The following is a 16,102-nucleotide window of genomic DNA, read 5'->3' on the forward strand; positions in this document are numbered from 1 at the left end:
CCAACCCCATGAAAACTTTGTCTTCCCAGAAGAGGTACTCCCCCGTGGTAACGCTTTGTAGGGCGTAAGCAATCCTAGCCTTGAGTGTCCCTCCCCACTGGGGAGGGATTTTTTATGTCAAGGGAATAGGGGAAGTTCGTTAATAGACTTCCCCTGTTGATCTTTGGCAGAAAGGAGGGGTTCACCGTCAATTGGCCAGGTAATGCCAATGGTGGGGTCATTCCACAGCAGCGTATATTCATCCCCGGCATTGTAGTAGTCGGTGGTTTTGTAGAGGACTTGTGCCTTTGGGGATTTTACCCAGAAGCCATGGGCAAAGCCAGGGGGAATCCACAATTGCTGGAAGTTTTCGGCCCTCAGCCATGTTCCCACCCATTGCCCCCAGGTGGGTGAAGAGCGCCGCAAATCAACGGCCACGTCAAAAATTTCCCCCTCGATGACCCGAACGAGTTTGCCCTGGGGGTGTTGGCGCTGGTAGTGGAGCCCTCGCAAAACGCCCTGCTGAGAGGCGGAATGATTGTCTTGAACAAAGTTTACCGCCAAGCCTGTGGCCGCCATAAAGGCTCGTTGATTAAAGCTTTCCAGGAAAAAGCCGCGTTGATCTCGAAAGACAGGGAGTTCCAAAAGCAGAACGTCAGCGATCGCCAGCGGTTGTACCTTGACCATGGATTCCTCCTGTCACTTCTGCCCAAACTTGCAAGAGATATTGGCCGTAGCTACTTTTGCGCAGGGATTGTGCCAGTTCATAAAGTTGCGCCGGTGTAATGTAGCCCTGATGTAGGGCAATTTCTTCTAAGCAAGCAACTTTCACCCCCTGTCGTTCCTCTAGGGTGCGAATAAAGCTACTGGCCTGTTGCAGCAGATCATAGGTACCGGTATCGAGCCACGCATAGCCGCGTCCGAGTAATTCCACCTGCAGTTGTTCCTTTTCTAGGTAAAGGCGGTTGAGGTCAGTAATTTCCAGTTCTCCCCGCGCTGAAGGTTGCAGCTGAGCTGCCAAATCGCACACCTGCTGGTCATAAAAATATATCCCCGGCACGGCATAGTTGGACTTGGGCACTGCTGGCTTTTCCTCGATACCGAGAACGCGACCGCTGGCATCAAATTCAATCACCCCGTACTGTTGCGGGTTGGCCACCCGGTAGCCAAAGATCAGGGCGCCTTTGGTGAGTTGAGCCGCTCGGCGCAACTTCTCTGAAAGATCATGGCCGTAGAGAAGATTATCCCCAAGGGTCAGGCACACAGGTTCCCCCTGCAAAAATTCGCGCCCCAAAATAAACGCTTCCGCTAAGCCATTGGGCTGCGGCTGCACACAATAGCTGAACGATAGCCCCCATTGCTGACCGCTGCCAAGCAGTTTCTCAAAAAGAGAGAGGTGCTCTGGGGTGGAAATAATGAGAATCTCCCGAATTCCCGCCAGCATCAAGATGGAGAGGGGATAATAAATCATCGGCTTATCGTAGATGGGCATCAGTTGTTTACTGACCACCCGGGTTAGGGGATACAGACGCGTACCTGAGCCGCCAGCGAGAATAATTCCTTTCATGGGCAATGAGCGAGAACGCTGCCGTAGTGAGTGACCAGCCAAGCCCGGTAATCAGCAGTGCGGGCGGCTTCCACCCAATCTTGGTGGGCAAGATACCACTGTACGGTTTTTTCTAGGCCACTCCTAAAGGTTTCTTGGGGCTGCCACCCCAGTTCCCGCTGAATTTTAGTGGCATCAATAGCGTAGCGGCGATCGTGACCGGGGCGATCGCTCACAAAGGTAATCAAACTGCGGTAATTTAAGCCAGACCGGGGTACCAGGGTTTGCAGCAGATCACAGAGGGTTTGCACAACCTCAAGGTTAGGCTTTTCACAATTGCCGCCAATGTTGTAGGTTTGGCCCACCTGTCCCTTTTGCCAGACGGTATAGACCGCACGGCAGTGATCCTCAACGTAGAGCCAATCGCGCACATTTTGTCCGTCGCCGTAAAGGGGCAGGGGGTGCCCCCCTAAGGCTTGGCAGATCACTAGGGGGATTAGTTTTTCTGGAAATTGGTAGGGACCGTAGTTGTTGGAGCAGTTAGTGGTGAGGGTGGGTAGCCCGTAGGTGTGGTGGTAGGCACGCACCAGGTGATCAGAGGCGGCCTTTGAAGCAGCATAGGGGCTGTTGGGGGCATAGGGGGTGTCTTCTCGGAAAGGCGGATCTTCGGGGCCAAGACTGCCATAGACTTCATCGGTGGAAATGTGAATGAAGCGAAAGGCTTCCTGGGCCCCGGAGGGGAGCTGTTGCCAGTAGGTTTTAACTTCTTCTAGGAGATTAGCTGTGCCCACAATATTGGTTTGGATAAAGTCGCGCGGACTATTGATGGAGCGATCGACATGGCTCTCAGCCGCAAAGTGAATGACAGCGGCGGGCTGGAAGGTTTGCAACAGGTCCCGGACAAGGGGGCGATCGCCCACATCTCCCCTCACAAATTGATAATTGGGCAGTTGCTCCAGCATGGCTAGGGTACCGGGGTGACAGGCATAGGTCACTTTATCAAGGTTGAGCACCGCCCCCCAGCCCTCCGTGAGGGCAAGCCGCACAAAGTTGGCGCCAATAAACCCGCCGCCACCTGTTACCAAAATCTTGATCATGGGCACTAACACCACCAGATTTTGGCTTGCATCATACCAAGACGAGACACCTGTTCAAAAAAAAGAGGTTTACTAGAAATGAAGCTCCATATTTACTTAGGCGGATAACCATGGACAAATTTATGGCGGCAGCGATCGCTGAGGCAGAGCAAGGACTCAAAGAAGGTGGCATTCCCATTGGTTCCGTCTTGGTGCGCAATGGCCAAATCATTGGTCGTGGTCACAACCAGCGGGTACAGCGGGGCAGCCCAATTCTACATGCGGAGATTGATTGTCTGGCCAATGCCGGTCGCATCAGTTGCTATGAGGATACGGTGCTCTACTCAACCCTGATGCCCTGCTATCTCTGTGCTGGTGCTGTGGTGCAGTTTGGCATCAAAAAGGTGATTGCTGGTGAATCCCAGACCTTTGCGGGAGCACGGGAGTTTATGGAAGCCCACGGCGTTGAGGTGATTGACCTGAACTTGGAGCGATGCCAGCAGCTAATGCGTGACTTTATTGCCCAGTATCCCCAGCTCTGGTTTGAGGACATTGGCAAACTCACTGCCAAAGAAGCCTAGCAAAATTTAGGAGACAGGAATACGCGGCAAGCGGTTCTTGAAGCCACAGAGAATTTCCCAAGTAATTGTGCCGAGGGCTTCCGCCCAAGTTTCCACCGTCAGGCAGTCGCCGCCATCTTCCCCAAGGAGGGTTACCACATCCCCCTCCTGGAGCCCATCAATGTCACTCACATCAATCATCAGTTGATCCATCGTAATTGCCCCCACTTGGCGCACCCGTTTTCCCTGGACGAGGACTTCGAGCTTGTTGGAAAGAAGACGCGGCACCCCATCGGCATAGCCAATGCCAACAACGGCAATTTTCATCGGTTTAGGGGCAATGAATTGATGACCGTAGCTAACGCCTGTGCCAGCGGGAATCTCTTTCAAGAGGGTAATGCGCGATCGCACCTGCATGACGGGTCGCAGGGGCACTACATCCCGTAAATGGGACGCAGGATACACGCCGTAAAGGCTCAAACCAATGCGCACCATGTCGTAGTGGCTACTGCGGTTGGCCAATGTTGCTGCCGAATTGGCCATGTGACGGCGCACAGCACCTAAACCCAGGGCAGAAATTTGTTCCCATACCTGTTCAAAGTAGGCCTGCTGCTGCCGCATCAAACTGGCATCTGGATCATCGGCACTGGCAAAGTGGGAGTAAATCCCCTGAATGCGCAGGTGAGGTAGCCGCTGCACAAACTGCACAAAACCCACCGCATCCTGCCAGGGACAGCCCAAGCGAGACATACCCGTATCAATCATCAAATGGACATCAAGGGGTTCGCGCAGGCGATCGGCGTAGTCGGAGAAAATCAGGGCTTGCTTAGGTGTAGAGAGGGTAGGCTGCAGCTGCCACTCGGCCATCATCTGCACCTGGACGGGCAAATTGACGGATCCCAAGACCAAAATAGGCGCTGTAATCCCTGCCTGCCGTAGAGCAATCCCTTCCGGAATCGTTGCCACCCCTAGCCAAGTCGCACCGTGGGCTAAAACCGTCTGTGCTACAGTGAGTGCGCCATGACCATAGGCATCTGCCTTCACCACGGCTAAAAGTTCCGTTGTAGGTGCTAGCCACTGGCGCAAGCTGCGCGTATTAGCCGCCAAGGCTGCCAAATCAATTTCAATCCATGCGCGCTCACACTCATGGGAACTGGTGAGCTGTTCCTGACTGAGCATTGTTGTTCCTATCCTCACACCATAATTCCCCAGTAGGGGGTGACAAACCCTACAGCCACTGACAGTCTGTGATTCAATGTATATCACTCTATGTTCAGTCCTAGGGTCAACATTCGGTTCTTGGCAAAACCTGCTAGAGTAGCACTACAGCCCTTGCCAAGATATACAGTCCATCTAGGGGAGGCCTTTCTTCCCCAGAAGGGGGCTGGTGGTTTTGAGCGGGTTTCATTTCCGTAAAAAGGGCGGTAGATTGACTGTGGTTGCCCTCTTTCTGCACGGGGCAACGGCATTTTTGTTGGTGTGAGGTCGAGGTTCGAGTGGACAACTGGCACAAGATATCCCTAGGGCTCAATCCTCTGGGAGCAATTGGTGTGTTTGACAGTGGGGTGGGGGGCTTAACGGTTTTACAGGCACTCCAAAGCCTTTTACCCCAAGAATCCTTTCTCTACTTTGGGGATACAGCACGGCTGCCCTATGGGACTCGCCGCCGCAGTGAAATCCTCCAATATGTGCGGGAGATTCTAACGTGGATGCATTCCCAGGGGGTCAAGATGGCAGTGATGGCCTGCAATACCAGTTCAGCCCTTGCCTTGACACAAGTGCGCAGTGAGTTTTCCTTTCCGATCCTGGGTTTGATTGTCCCCGCTGCCAAAATGGCGGTCACGCTGGGAAAGCGTATTGGTGTTATTGCCACTCCCGCAACCGTTAAAAGTGGTGCCTATGCACGGGCACTTCAGGAACTCTCCCCCACCGTGGCGATCGCCCAAGTGGCTTGTCCTGAGTTTGTCCCCCTGGTGGAAAGCAATTGCCTAGAGGGCGATCGCGTCCATCGCATTGTTCGTCAAACCCTAAGCCCTCTATTGGAATTTGACCCCGATACCCTCATTTATGGTTGCACCCATTACCCCCACCTACGTCATGTGATTGAGCAGTATTTGCCCACAACGGTTCATCACCTTGATCCTGCCCATGCAGTTGCCCGTGCCGCCGTGGGCAAACTAGAGGCCATGAATTTGGCGACTCCCTGCCCCCAAGGCCAAGTGCAATTTTATGTCAGTGGGATACCCGAACAATTTGCCCAGTTAGCGAGTCAGTGGCTGGGATACTACCCAAGGGTAGAACATTTGCCCTTAAGTGTCTTAAGCCAATGCCACCCGCCCTTAGAGATAACCGTACCGCCACCAGCAGCCTCTGCGGTTGTTGCCAGCTAGGTGCCCTTGGGAATTTTGGCAGAATAGAACTGTGCCATCTGGCCGTGTTGTCTATTCACCCCCCTTGGAGGATTCCCGTGAGTAGTACCAGTAATTTTCAAGAGGCGATTCGCGAAGCGCGCAGTAGCACGGTTGTCGGTCCTAATGTTATTCGCAATGCCCTACCCTTTTTGGGCGGGGGTCTCATCCTCACCGCCATCGGCAGCTGGGGCGGTCTTGGGGTTCTCAGTGCCGCCCCCCAACTGTTCATGGCCACATTCATTGGGGCAATTATTGCTGAGCTGGTGCTCTTTTTTGTGGCGCAGGGAGCGGCTCGCAAAGGGAATAATGGGCTGGCACTGCCCCTGTTGGCCACCTACAGCCTCCTGTCGGGCTATACCCTTTCTGGTTTGATTGCGGTTGCCCTCAGTACAGTGGGCATTATGGGCATTATCATTGCCGCTGCGGGCTGTGGCATCACGTTTATGGCCGCTAGCCCTATTGGCTCGAATCTGTCGGAGCGCGATGGCTTTGCCCTTGCCAAAACGGTACAACTAGGGCTCATTGCCCTGCTGGTGGTGCTGCTTCTCCAGTTCGTCTTCAGCTTCTTTGGTGTCTTTACGCCTACGTTTCTGGAAATTGCGATTTCCGGCATCGGCGTGGTGCTCTTTGTGGGGGCTGCGGTGGTGGACTTCTTTGTGCTGCCCCGCACCTACCGCGACGATCAGTATCTCTCTGCTGCCCTTTCGATGTACTTGACCTACATCAACTTGTTTATCTTTATCCTGCGGTTACTGATTGCCCTCAATCGCAGTCGCTAGAAGTGCAGGTGACACTGGGCATGATCCCGTAGCAGATGGTCACAGAGAACCAGAGCCACCATTGCCTCAACCATCGGCACCGCCCGCGGGAGCACACAGGGATCATGCCGCCCTTTTGCGGCTAAAATTGTCTCTTCACCCGCTTGGTTCACGGTCTTCTGCGCTTGACCAATGGTTGCCGTGGGCTTAAAGGCTACCCGTAAAATAATGTTTTCACCATTGGAGATGCCCCCCTGAACCCCCCCGGAGCGATTGGTGCGGGTCCGAATTCGCCCCTGTTCATCGGTGTAGAACTCATCGTTGTGCTCTTGACCCGTGAGCAGGGTACCGGCAAAGCCAGAGCCAATCTCAAAGCCCTTACTGGCAGGCAGGGACATCACCCCCTTGGCTAGATCCGCTTCCAGTTTGTCAAAAACCGGTGAGCCCAAGCCCACAGGGACATTGCGAACCACACACTCAATGACACCGCCAATGGAGTTCGCCTGCCGCCGTACTTCGTCCACCAGGGCAATCATTTTTTCGGCGGTGGCGGCATCGGGACAGCGCATGATGTTGGCCTCAACGGCAGCGGCGGCAACGGTATCGGGATCCACAACCGCCTCAATATCCTTAACCCGCTTGACGTAGGCAATAATTTCCGTACCCGCCACCTGGGTAAGAATTTTGCGGGCGATCGCCCCCCCTGCAACCCGCCCAATGGTTTCCCGGGCCGAGGAACGCCCACCCCCTTGCCAGTTGCGAATACCGTACTTGGCGTCATAGGTGGCATCCGCATGGGAGGGGCGATAGACCTGCGCCATTTCCGCATAATCTTCAGGGCGAGTATCCCTGTTGCGCACCAGAATGGCAATGGGGGTGCCCAGGGTTTTGCCCTCAAAGACGCCGGAGAGAATTTCACAGCGATCGCGCTCTTGGCGAGGGGTCGTGAGACGACTTTGACCGGGGCGGCGGCGATCCAGTTCCTTTTGAATATCGACTTCCGAGAGTTCTAGCCGGGGAGGGCAGCCATCCACGACAACCCCCACCCCACCCCCGTGGGATTCGCCAAAGGTGGTGACGCGAAATAGATGCCCAAAGGTATTGCCCATACTGCTGTTCAACCCTACGATCTGCTTACCCGAAAGGCCATACCACAGCCACAGGTTTGACTGGCATTGGGATTGTGGAAGCGAAAGGCGCCCCCCATTAAGTCTTCAATGTAATCTACCCGCAAACCCCGCAATACCTCCGCCGCTTCAGCCGCGATCGCGATCGTCCAGCCCTGGGACTGGGTAAGCAAATCCGTCGGTTTAGGTTCAGCCACAAGAGCCAGATCATAGCGCCAGTCACCGCACTCACTGGGTTGTACCTGAATCCGCAGAATGGCTGCCAGGCCTCGACTAACGCCGTGGGCTTGGAGACGTTCCAACTCTTGAATAGCTGCGGGGGTCAATTCCACCATCTTGCACAAAACTAGGGGGAACCCTCAGTATACCGTGGTTTGAGGAGGTTGGTTAGAGCCGTCTTGGCGTTGGGGTAGTCAAATTGAAAGCCCACAGCCAGCGTCCGCTCCGGCAAGACCCGCTGCCCCTTGAGCACCACATCAGCCCCTTCCCCAAGCAGCAGTTGCAGCACTGGGGGGGGCACAGGCAACCACGCGGGGCGTTGCATCACCTCTGCTAATACACGGCAAAAGTCTACCATTCTCAGTGGCTCCGGGGCAGTGGCATTGTAAACCCCCTGCATTCCCCCGTGATCCACAGCAGTCAGAATAAGGCGCACTAAGTCCTGCTGATGAATCCAGGAAAACCACTGCTGACCAGACCCCAGAGGCCCTCCCAGATACCACTGAAAGGGCAATAGAAGCTTGGCCAGTGCTCCCTGCTCCCCAAGGACAATGCCAAAACGGAGAATCACTAACCGCACGCCTAAATCCGTGACCCCTTGGGCAGCGGCTTCCCAGTCCACACAGACCTTGGCTAGAAAATCATTTCCCGCAGCATGGGTTTCAACAAAGGTTTCTGTATCACTGGTGCCGTAGTAGCCAATGGCAGAGGTGGAGACCAACACCCGCGGTCGCTGTTGACATTGGGCGATCGCCTGTACTAACTGCTGCGTCCCTACCACGCGACTGTCGTAGATCTCCTGCTTGCGCTGAGCTGTCCAGCGGCCATTGGCAAGGGGTTCACCTGCCAAGTTAATGACTGCATCCGCCCCCTCAAGGGCAGAGAACCAATCCCCGGCGGCCTTGGGGGTGTAGCCCACCAGTTCCACACGGGGCATGCCAGCAAATTGCTTGGCGGCTTTCCCAGGGGAGCGTACTAGGGCAACTACTTGATCGCCGCGATCGCCGAGGGCTTTGATGACCTGCTGCCCCACAAATCCAGTAGCGCCGGTTACAACGACTCTCATAAATGCCTATCCATGGGTTGCGCTGGCGGTTTTTGCCTCAAGGGCTGCCACTACCGGTTGCCACTCTGGGCCGTAGCGCTGCCGTAGGGCTTGCCAAGCGGCCACTTGGCCTTCAGCATACTCGCCGGGTTTGCCCCACTGCAAAAAGGCACTGAGGACAGATTTTTCATTGCTATCGAGAAAGCGAATGGCATAGGTGGGAAAATTCCCCCGTTTGGCTTGCCCCTCCTCAAAGCGGATTTTGGCCACCTGATCCATATTCAGGTGAAACTCAAAGTCCTCGGTGTGCATATTGGCATAGCGCCCCTTGGGCAGTTCGGCATAGAAGATCTTGGTGAGGGGCGATCGCACCTCCAAAACCGCAACATCATTGGTGACGACAAGGCGCAGTAGCCCCAGTTGCTCGCAATCCCTGAGGAATTGCTGGAAGGAGGGAGAAGAATTGGACATTGTTGGTGCATCAGCTATGAACGCTTCTTCCACTGTGACGCACAGGGGATGCCGATGCAAGCCTACCGAGTGAGCTCTCTATTTTGCCTGAGCCAAGTGCAGCACAACTCCCAGACCCGCCCCCATATCCTCTGGAGTGACCTTACCATCGTGGTTGGCATCGAGGGCATCAAAGACTGCATCGGTGCCGAGCCACTCTTCGCGGGTAATAATGCCATCGCCGTCAAGATCATAAACATGGAAGAGTTCTTCAGCAGCATGGGTGAGGGTTGCTTCCCCCTCGATACGGGCCAGGTGCCGGCTCAGGAGATCTTCAAGGGTTTCCAGAGCTTTGGTAAAGCCTTTAATCCCTTCCTCGAGTTTTTCACTGGCCATCTCATCAGCCGCGTGCATCTTGCGGAAGGTGGCCTCATCCATGGGAACTTTTTCAATGTCGAGGGTGGCAGCGATCGCCGGATCCAGCTTGCGCTTTAGCTCGCCCCTCGTGTTTTGCAGCTCTTGCAGCAGGGCCGGTGAAATCGTCAACAGATCACAACCTGCCAGTTCAATAATTTCGCCAATGTTGCGGAAGCTGGCCCCCATCACTTCCGTGGGATAGCCAAATTTCTTGTAGTAGTTGTAGATTTTGGTGACGGAGATCACCCCCGGATCCTCAGGCCCCGGATACTCAGCACGGCCCGTTTTTTTCTTGTACCAGTCGAGAATGCGACCCACAAAGGGGGAAATCAGTGTCACACCCGCCTCAGCGCAGGCGATCGCCTGATGGAAGCCAAACAGCAGTGTTAAATTGCAGTGAATGCCCTCTTTCTCGAGAATTTCAGCAGCGCGGATACCTTCCCAGGTGGAGGCAATTTTAATCAGCACGCGATCGCGCCCCACGCCGGCGGCTTCGTATTGGCCAATCAACTCCCGCGCCTTTTCTACCGTCGCTGCCGTATCGTAGGAGAGCCGCGCATCCACTTCCGTTGAGACCCGACCGGGGATAATCTGCAAAATTTTCAAGCCAAAGGCCACCGCCAAGCGATCCACAGCAAGGGAGACAATCTCGCGGGGAGTGGCACCAGACCCCAAATCCGCTTTGGCTTGGCGCAGGGTTTCATCCACAATGGGCTGGTACTCCTTCATTTGGGCAGCAGCAGTAATCAACGAGGGATTCGTGGTGGCATCGCGGGGGGTAAATTTTTGGATGGCGAGGATGTCTCCCGTATCAGCGACCACCACGGTCATTTGTCGCAACTGTTCCAGCAAGTTCATGAGACAGGTCTCCCAAACGTGTCCCTTTCATTATGGTTCGCCCACCCAAGGGTAGGGGAAAGCGCCGTAACAAAGCGCAATATGTCATCTTTAGGCTCCCTAGGGGGCTCTAGGTGCAATCGCTGAGGGACCAACCTTGTGCCTCCACCCGCGATCGCCAATGCTGCCAGTGCTGCTGAAGTTCCTGACCCGTTTCGGGAGTATTGAGGTGATTGCGCCAAAGAATCAGGGCATCTTCTGGGGGGTTGTCGTAGTAGTGGGGACGCCGTCCAACCAGCTCAAAGCCAAAGTGCTGATAGAGGCGTTGGGCCGCTTCATTGCTAGCCCGTACTTCCAAAGTTGCCCACTGGCGATCGCCCCCCTGGTGCCCCAGTTGCAAGAGCCGACACAGGAGTAAGCCCGCCAAACCCTGTCGCCGGCACTGCGGATGCACCATCAACAGCACCAGGTGCAATTCATCGGCAATTCCCCAGCTCACACCACAGCCCCACACCTGATCAAGGGTGGCCACCACCAGCAGCGTATGGTGGGAATTTTCCAATTCACGGGCATAGCCTTGGTGCGACCAAAAGCCCCCCAGACACACCTGATCCAGTTGAACAATGCTATCTAAATCCTTAATCGTTGGGCGTCGTAATTCTAATTGCCCCATGGCCGTTGCCTGCAAGGGAGAGTGCTATCATGCAGAGGAAATGGTACCGTGTCGTAGCGCTATGGCAGAAGAAACGCCCACGCAAGCTCCAAAGAAAGAAAAGCCTCCCGCCATTGAGGATAAACCCTTTGCTGAGTTTATTCACGAGGCTTTTTTACCTGCTCTTAAGAACGCCCTCAGCGCCAAGGTGGGGGATGTGACCCTGCGTCTAGAGGACAATACCGTGATTGGTGAGTGGAGCAAGGGAATGTATCAGTTTCGCCTCTACTTCCTAGAGGGGAATATCCAAGGACCGAAGGCCTTTGTCTGTAGCAGCGGCGGCATTGCCCCCAGCACCATTGAACCCTTTTTGGGGGATGAGCGCAAAGTGACACTGGATCTCCTGGTCTTTGGGGTCATGCAGCGCCTGAATGGCCAAAAGTGGCTGGGAGGAAATTAGGCGGTGGCAACTGCTGTGCGCGTGGGCGATCGCGCCCCTGACTTTGAACTCACGGCCGCCGATGGCCGCAGGCTGAAGCTCTCCGACTTTCGTGGCAAAAAGAACGTTGTCCTCTACTTTTACCCAGCTTCAGAAACCCCCGGCTGCACCATTCAAGCCTGTGCCTTTCGCGATGCCTACAGCATCTTTCAAGAACTGGGTGCCGAAGTAATTGGCATTAGTGGCGATTCTGTGGCCCGACAGCAGGACTTCCAGAAAAATCACCAGCTCCCCTTTCTTGTCCTTAGTGATCCCGACAACAAGGTTCGCCAGCAGTATGGTGCCTCTTCTCTATTTGGCCTCTTTCCCGGCCGGGTCACCTATGTCATTGACAAGGAGGGCGTGGTGCGCTACGTTTTTGACTCCATGCTCAACTTCAAAGCCCACGTGGACGAGGCGCTCAAGATTTTGCGCCAGTTGTGAAAAAAAGGAGCGATCGCCATCACCACCCCAGCGTAACTGAGTTCACTGCCCAGGCCTACTCCCTAGGGCTACGCTAGAGCCATGATTCTTAGGAGTTTGGCCATGCGTTCCTGCCTTGCCCTTGTGCCTGCGGTGACCTTCTTTTTATTGCCCCTTAGTTTTCTCAGCCTTGCCCAGGGAACACCCCCTGTGGTTAACCAACATTCCAGTCTTGTGGCGCGGCTGCGGGCGAATTTGCCAAACCGTGGTGTTCCTGGCAGTCGCTTTGGTGGAGCAACCCGTGGTGCCTGTGTCACTGGTAATGAACGTTTAACCGCCCTGCTTCCCGATACTCATTTTGGCCAAACCGCTGTGGCTGCCCCCACTCTCTTTGTTTTTGTGCCTAAGAGCAAAGCCACCCAAGGGGAAGTGACGATTGCGGATGCTGAGCAGCGTCCCCTAGCAACAATGGTCGTGAATCTGCCCACTGAACCGGGGATTCTGGCACTGAGGCCCAATGTGCAACTCCAAGCTGGCCAAGACTACCGCTGGACCTTTACCCTGCTGTGTGGTGCTGATGCCGATGATCCCTCCGCTTTTATCTCTGTCAGTGGGGTGATTTCACGGGTGCAGACCGCCACGGATGTGGCCAAGAAACTTCAGGGCAAGAGTGGGAGCGATCGCCTTGGGGCAGCAGTTGATGCGGGCCTTTGGTACGAAACCTTGGCGATTTTGGCCGAGCTGCAGGGGAATGCAGTCACGCGGAATCTAGCCCGCAGCCAATGGGTCGCCATATTATCTGCCGTTGGTCTCGGGAGTATTGCTCAAGCGCCCCTAGTACAATAAAAGTGAATGAGTTAGCGCGGTGGTTGCGGGAGTCTGCCACTCCTGAGGAAAGTCCGGGCTTCCGAAAGACCAAGCTTGCTGGGTAACGCCCAGTGCGGGTGACCGCGAGGAAAGTGCCACAGAAATATACCGCCGATGGAGGGAAACCTCACAGGCAAGGGTGCAACGGTGCGGTAAGAGCGCACCAGCAACATCGAGAGATGTTGGCTCGGTAAACCCCGGCTGGAAGCAAGGCGTGCTAGCGCTAAGGAACCAGGGTTGGTCTTTTCCCCAGTTCTTTGCTAGCCAGAACCGCTAGAGGCACTTGGTAACAAGTGTCCCAGATAGATAACCACCCTTTGAACAGAACCCGGCTTACGTCTAACTCATTCATTGACCCTTTCAAGTAGGATCTTGAGAATTCCCTTGTGAGGATGCGCCCTTGAGTCTTTGCCCCTCTTGTCTGGATCCTCTATGGTGAGGCTGGGTTATCTTGGCCCAGTGGGCACCTATAGTGAAGAAGCGGCTCAAAGCTACGCCCACTGGCACCGGGGAGAAGCCCTAAGGTTAGTTCCCGTGGCAACGATCGCTGGCTGTCTTGAGGCCTTGGCGGCGGGGGAGTTAGATTTAGCCCTAGTGCCCAGCGAAAACTCCGTGGAGGGCAGTGTCAACATCACCTTGGATTCCCTGTGGCGATTGGATACGCTCCACATTCAGCACGCCTTTATCCGCCCCATTGTCCATGCCTTCATTGCCCAAACCACAGATTTAGCCCAAATTCAAGCGGTCTATTCCCATCCCCAAGCTCTAGGACAGTGCCAGGGCTGGTTGCAAGCTTATCTTCCCCAGGCTCGCCAGTGTCCCGTGACCTCCACTGCCGAAGGGCTGCAATATGTGGCACAGTCGGATCGGGTGGGGGCGATCGCCAGCGTGCGGGCAGCCCAACTCCATCAATTGCCCATTATCGCCACCGAAATCCAGGACCTTCCCGACAACTGCACGCGGTTTTGGGTGGTGAGTCGCCAACAGGGAGAAGGCTGGCCACAGCCGGGGGATACCCACACCTCCATTGCCTTTAGCCTCAAGGCCAATGCCCCCGGTGCCCTACTCAAGGTGCTGCAACTTTTTAGCGATCGCCAGATTAACCTCAGTCGCATTGAATCGCGCCCCAGCAAACGTGCTCTAGGGGATTATCTCTTCTTTGTTGATCTAGAGGTGAATGGTCGCCCCGATGTGGTGGCTGATTGTCTGCTGGCACTTAGGGAGGCTACAGATGTGCTGAAAGTCTTTGGTAGTTATCAATTTCTCGACCTCGGAGAATAAACTAGCCATGCGTATCGGTGTCCCCAAGGAAATCAAGGATCAAGAATTCCGCGTCGGTCTGACGCCAGCGGGAGTGCAAAGTCTGCGGGAGCGCGGCCATGAAGTTCTCATTGAAAGTGGCGCGGGGGTGGGTTCAGGCTTTCTCGATGAGGCCTATATTGCCGCAGGTGCCCAAATCGTGGCTACGGCTCAAGCAGCTTGGGAGGCCGAACTGGTGGTCAAAGTCAAGGAACCCTTGCCCTCGGAGTATCGCTATTTGCGTTCTGGCCAACTACTCTTTACCTACTTGCACCTTGCCGCCAGTCGTGAACTAACGGTGGCGCTTCTGCAATCGGGGACAACAGCGATCGCCTACGAAAGCGTTGAAGAAACGCACCATCACCAACGCAGCTTCCCGCTGCTAACCCCCATGAGCATGATTGCCGGTCGCTTGGCGGTGCAGTTTGGGGCCCGATTCCTAGAGCGTACCGAAGGGGGACGGGGAGTACTCCTGAGCGGCATTCCGGGGGTGCGGCCGGGGCGAGTGGTCATTCTGGGGGGCGGTGTCGTCGGCACAGAAGCCGCACGGATGGCCGTGGGATTGGGGGCACAGGTGAGCATTCTCGATATCAATGTCGAGCGCCTCAAGTACCTAGAAACCCTCTTTGGCGCACGGGTAGAGTACCTCTACAGCAGTTCTCATGTGATTGCTGAGCGATTGCCCGCAGCGGACTTAGTGATTGGTGCTGTTCTGGTGCCGGGTCAGCGTCCTCCCTGTTTGGTGCCCAAGTCCCTTGTGCAAAGGATGCAGCCCGGAGCAGTCATTATTGATGTGGCGGTGGATCAGGGGGGCTGTGTGGAAACACTGCGACCCACCACCCATTCCAACCCCACCTATACCGCCTTTGGTGTGGTTCACTATGGCGTGCCCAATATGCCGGGAGCGGTGCCTTGGACAGCAACCCAAGCCCTGACGAATAGCACCCTGCCCTATATCCTTTGCCTCGCCGATCATGGCGATCGCGCCCTCGAGCTCTCCCCTGCTCTTGCCAAGGGTTTAGTGGTCAAGCAGCACCATTTAGTCCATCCCGATGTGCAGGTTGTCTTTCCTGATCTGTAGGGGGTGGATCAAGCACCTCTGGATTCAAATATTCTCCTAGCTCAGGAATTTTGCCCAATCCAGACACCATCAGCCTTAAGGCTAGCAGATTTGTGAGGTGCTTGAATTTCCCTGAAACCCAGTTCTACAGAGGAATTGAGCCCCTAGGAAGTCACGGCTCTAAAATTTTACAGAAACAAAATAATAATCTGGACTAGGTGCTTGCAAATGGGTTGTGCTACAGTTGTCCTACCTAGCTACCTAGAGAGGACTTTCTAGGGGGGCTCTGGCTGGACTGCCCTTATAGGTCCCGCTTTCATTTGGCTTGACGTCAGCTTTAGATCATTAGATCAAATGTCTGGTCAGATCAAATGTCTGGTCGAAGGTTGAATTGATAGAAAACACCATCAGACTGGAAGAACGATGTCTCTTTTGCCCTTGAAACGTCAGATGAGTGTCAATCCCCTCAAATAAGGTGCTGTCCTGAGTTTTTTAGCGTTCGAAAAAGTGGAGATGTCCACCCTAATCCCTGAATGATTCAAGCGATCAAATAAGGCTCTCATGCTGCTTAACCCTTGGTCGAGCATCTAGGTCAACCAGATTTTGAAGAACAGTTGAGAATTTAGGACGGGGTAGTCACCAGCGCTGAGCTGTTTGAGAATAGACTTGACAAGAATTGCAAAGGATACCATCGTAAATTCACTGTTTTATCTTCGTCTTCGACACACGAGACCTGTATTGCCCTGGATGGATTGTGTTATGACTGCCAATAATTGCCAATAATTAAAGTTAAAGCAACAGGGCGCTGCTATCGGTGCTGATGCCAGTATTCAATGCCGAAGCCTATGGGGGCAGCGATCGAGTGTGCTGGGAGCGCCTCCAGCCGAATCAATGGAAA

The 16,102-nt window shown here is 54.8% G+C and carries 18 protein-coding genes and 1 other RNA gene; 9 read left to right on the plus strand and 10 right to left on the minus strand.

Features of this window, described 5'->3' with window-relative positions; genetic code table 11:
* Nucleotides 1-117 precede the first annotated feature (117 nt).
* Genes rfbC through rfbB form a run of 3 tightly spaced genes read right to left on the minus strand, consistent with a single transcriptional unit; the run spans nt 118 to nt 2,622 of the window.
* The gene (rfbC, locus tag IGQ16_RS01000) at nt 118-666 is read right to left on the minus strand and encodes a dTDP-4-dehydrorhamnose 3,5-epimerase (protein WP_297059919.1); all 549 of its coding nucleotides are present in this window, start codon (nt 664-666) and stop codon (nt 118-120) included.
* Nucleotides 635-1,546: a glucose-1-phosphate thymidylyltransferase RfbA gene (gene rfbA / locus IGQ16_RS01005; protein WP_024125107.1), complete on the minus strand. Its 912-nt coding sequence runs from the start codon at nt 1,544-1,546 to the stop codon at nt 635-637. Before rfbA ends, rfbC begins: the two co-directional genes overlap by 32 nt.
* A complete protein-coding gene (rfbB, locus tag IGQ16_RS01010) occupies nt 1,543-2,622 on the minus strand; it encodes a dTDP-glucose 4,6-dehydratase (protein ID WP_297059921.1) in 1,080 nt (359 codons plus the stop codon). The genes rfbA and rfbB overlap by 4 nt, the downstream gene beginning before the upstream one ends.
* A 110-nt stretch (nt 2,623-2,732) precedes the next feature.
* On the opposite strand from rfbB, the gene IGQ16_RS01015 reads away from it, so the two are divergent.
* Nucleotides 2,733-3,182 (plus strand): nucleoside deaminase, encoded by a 450-nt coding sequence (locus IGQ16_RS01015; protein ID WP_297059923.1) that lies wholly within the window; start codon nt 2,733-2,735, stop codon nt 3,180-3,182.
* A 6-nt stretch (nt 3,183-3,188) separates the two neighbouring features.
* On the opposite strand, the gene alr is transcribed toward IGQ16_RS01015, so the two are convergent.
* Nucleotides 3,189-4,340, minus strand: coding sequence for an alanine racemase (gene alr / locus IGQ16_RS01020; protein ID WP_297040955.1), 1,152 nt, complete (start codon nt 4,338-4,340; stop codon nt 3,189-3,191).
* Between the two features lie 371 nt (nt 4,341-4,711).
* On the opposite strand from alr, the gene murI reads away from it, so the two are divergent.
* Entirely contained in the window at nt 4,712-5,551 is an 840-nt protein-coding gene (murI, locus tag IGQ16_RS01025; RefSeq protein ID WP_297040956.1) for a glutamate racemase, read from the plus strand.
* Between the two features lie 77 nt (nt 5,552-5,628).
* Complete coding sequence (locus IGQ16_RS01030) at nt 5,629-6,351, plus strand: Bax inhibitor-1 family protein (protein WP_024125112.1); 723 nt, start codon at nt 5,629-5,631, stop codon at nt 6,349-6,351.
* Here IGQ16_RS01030 and aroC read toward each other — a convergent pair.
* The 6 genes from aroC to rimI all read right to left on the minus strand — a co-directional run bounded on the left by aroC (nt 6,348) and on the right by rimI (nt 11,098).
* Complete coding sequence (gene aroC, locus IGQ16_RS01035) at nt 6,348-7,439, minus strand: chorismate synthase (RefSeq protein WP_297059925.1); 1,092 nt, start codon at nt 7,437-7,439, stop codon at nt 6,348-6,350. The genes IGQ16_RS01030 and aroC overlap by 4 nt on opposite strands.
* A 14-nt stretch (nt 7,440-7,453) precedes the next feature.
* Nucleotides 7,454-7,792, minus strand: a complete 339-nt coding sequence (locus tag IGQ16_RS01040) for an iron-sulfur cluster assembly accessory protein (RefSeq protein ID WP_024125114.1) — start codon at nt 7,790-7,792, stop codon at nt 7,454-7,456.
* An 11-nt stretch (nt 7,793-7,803) separates the two neighbouring features.
* Nucleotides 7,804-8,742 (minus strand): TIGR01777 family oxidoreductase, encoded by a 939-nt coding sequence (locus IGQ16_RS01045; protein WP_024125115.1) that lies wholly within the window; start codon nt 8,740-8,742, stop codon nt 7,804-7,806.
* Between the two features lie 6 nt (nt 8,743-8,748).
* A complete protein-coding gene (locus IGQ16_RS01050) occupies nt 8,749-9,225 on the minus strand; it encodes a ChuX/HutX family heme-like substrate-binding protein (protein WP_157869784.1) in 477 nt (158 codons plus the stop codon).
* 45 nt (nt 9,226-9,270) lie between these two features.
* Nucleotides 9,271-10,446: a transaldolase gene (locus IGQ16_RS01055; RefSeq protein WP_297059927.1), complete on the minus strand. Its 1,176-nt coding sequence runs from the start codon at nt 10,444-10,446 to the stop codon at nt 9,271-9,273.
* 109 nt (nt 10,447-10,555) lie between these two features.
* Nucleotides 10,556-11,098 carry a ribosomal protein S18-alanine N-acetyltransferase gene (gene rimI / locus IGQ16_RS01060; RefSeq protein ID WP_024125118.1) on the minus strand — a complete coding sequence of 181 codons (543 nt, stop codon included), beginning with the start codon at nt 11,096-11,098 and terminating at the stop codon, nt 10,556-10,558.
* A gap of 40 nt (nt 11,099-11,138) precedes the next feature.
* Between rimI and IGQ16_RS01065 the strand changes: the two genes are divergently transcribed.
* The 6 genes from IGQ16_RS01065 (at nt 11,139) to ald (ending at nt 15,225) form a co-directional block, all read left to right on the plus strand.
* Complete coding sequence (locus IGQ16_RS01065) at nt 11,139-11,537, plus strand: DUF2996 domain-containing protein (protein ID WP_051372892.1); 399 nt, start codon at nt 11,139-11,141, stop codon at nt 11,535-11,537.
* A 3-nt stretch (nt 11,538-11,540) separates the two neighbouring features.
* Entirely contained in the window at nt 11,541-11,999 is a 459-nt protein-coding gene (locus IGQ16_RS01070; protein WP_024125120.1) for a peroxiredoxin, read from the plus strand.
* Between the two features lie 102 nt (nt 12,000-12,101).
* Nucleotides 12,102-12,824, plus strand: coding sequence for a DUF928 domain-containing protein (locus IGQ16_RS01075; protein ID WP_024125121.1), 723 nt, complete (start codon nt 12,102-12,104; stop codon nt 12,822-12,824).
* 7 nt (nt 12,825-12,831) lie between these two features.
* An RNA gene (rnpB, locus tag IGQ16_RS01080) (RNase P RNA component class A) lies at nt 12,832-13,196 on the plus strand.
* An 81-nt stretch (nt 13,197-13,277) separates the two neighbouring features.
* Nucleotides 13,278-14,126 (plus strand): prephenate dehydratase, encoded by an 849-nt coding sequence (pheA, locus tag IGQ16_RS01085; protein ID WP_297059929.1) that lies wholly within the window; start codon nt 13,278-13,280, stop codon nt 14,124-14,126.
* A gap of 7 nt (nt 14,127-14,133) precedes the next feature.
* Nucleotides 14,134-15,225 carry an alanine dehydrogenase gene (gene ald, locus IGQ16_RS01090; protein ID WP_297059930.1) on the plus strand — a complete coding sequence of 364 codons (1,092 nt, stop codon included), beginning with the start codon at nt 14,134-14,136 and terminating at the stop codon, nt 15,223-15,225.
* The last annotated feature ends 877 nt before the right edge of the window (nt 15,226-16,102 follow it).

Source organism: Thermosynechococcus sp. M3746_W2019_013 (genome assembly GCF_015296045.1).
GTDB lineage: Bacteria > Cyanobacteriota > Cyanobacteriia > Thermosynechococcales > Thermosynechococcaceae > Thermosynechococcus.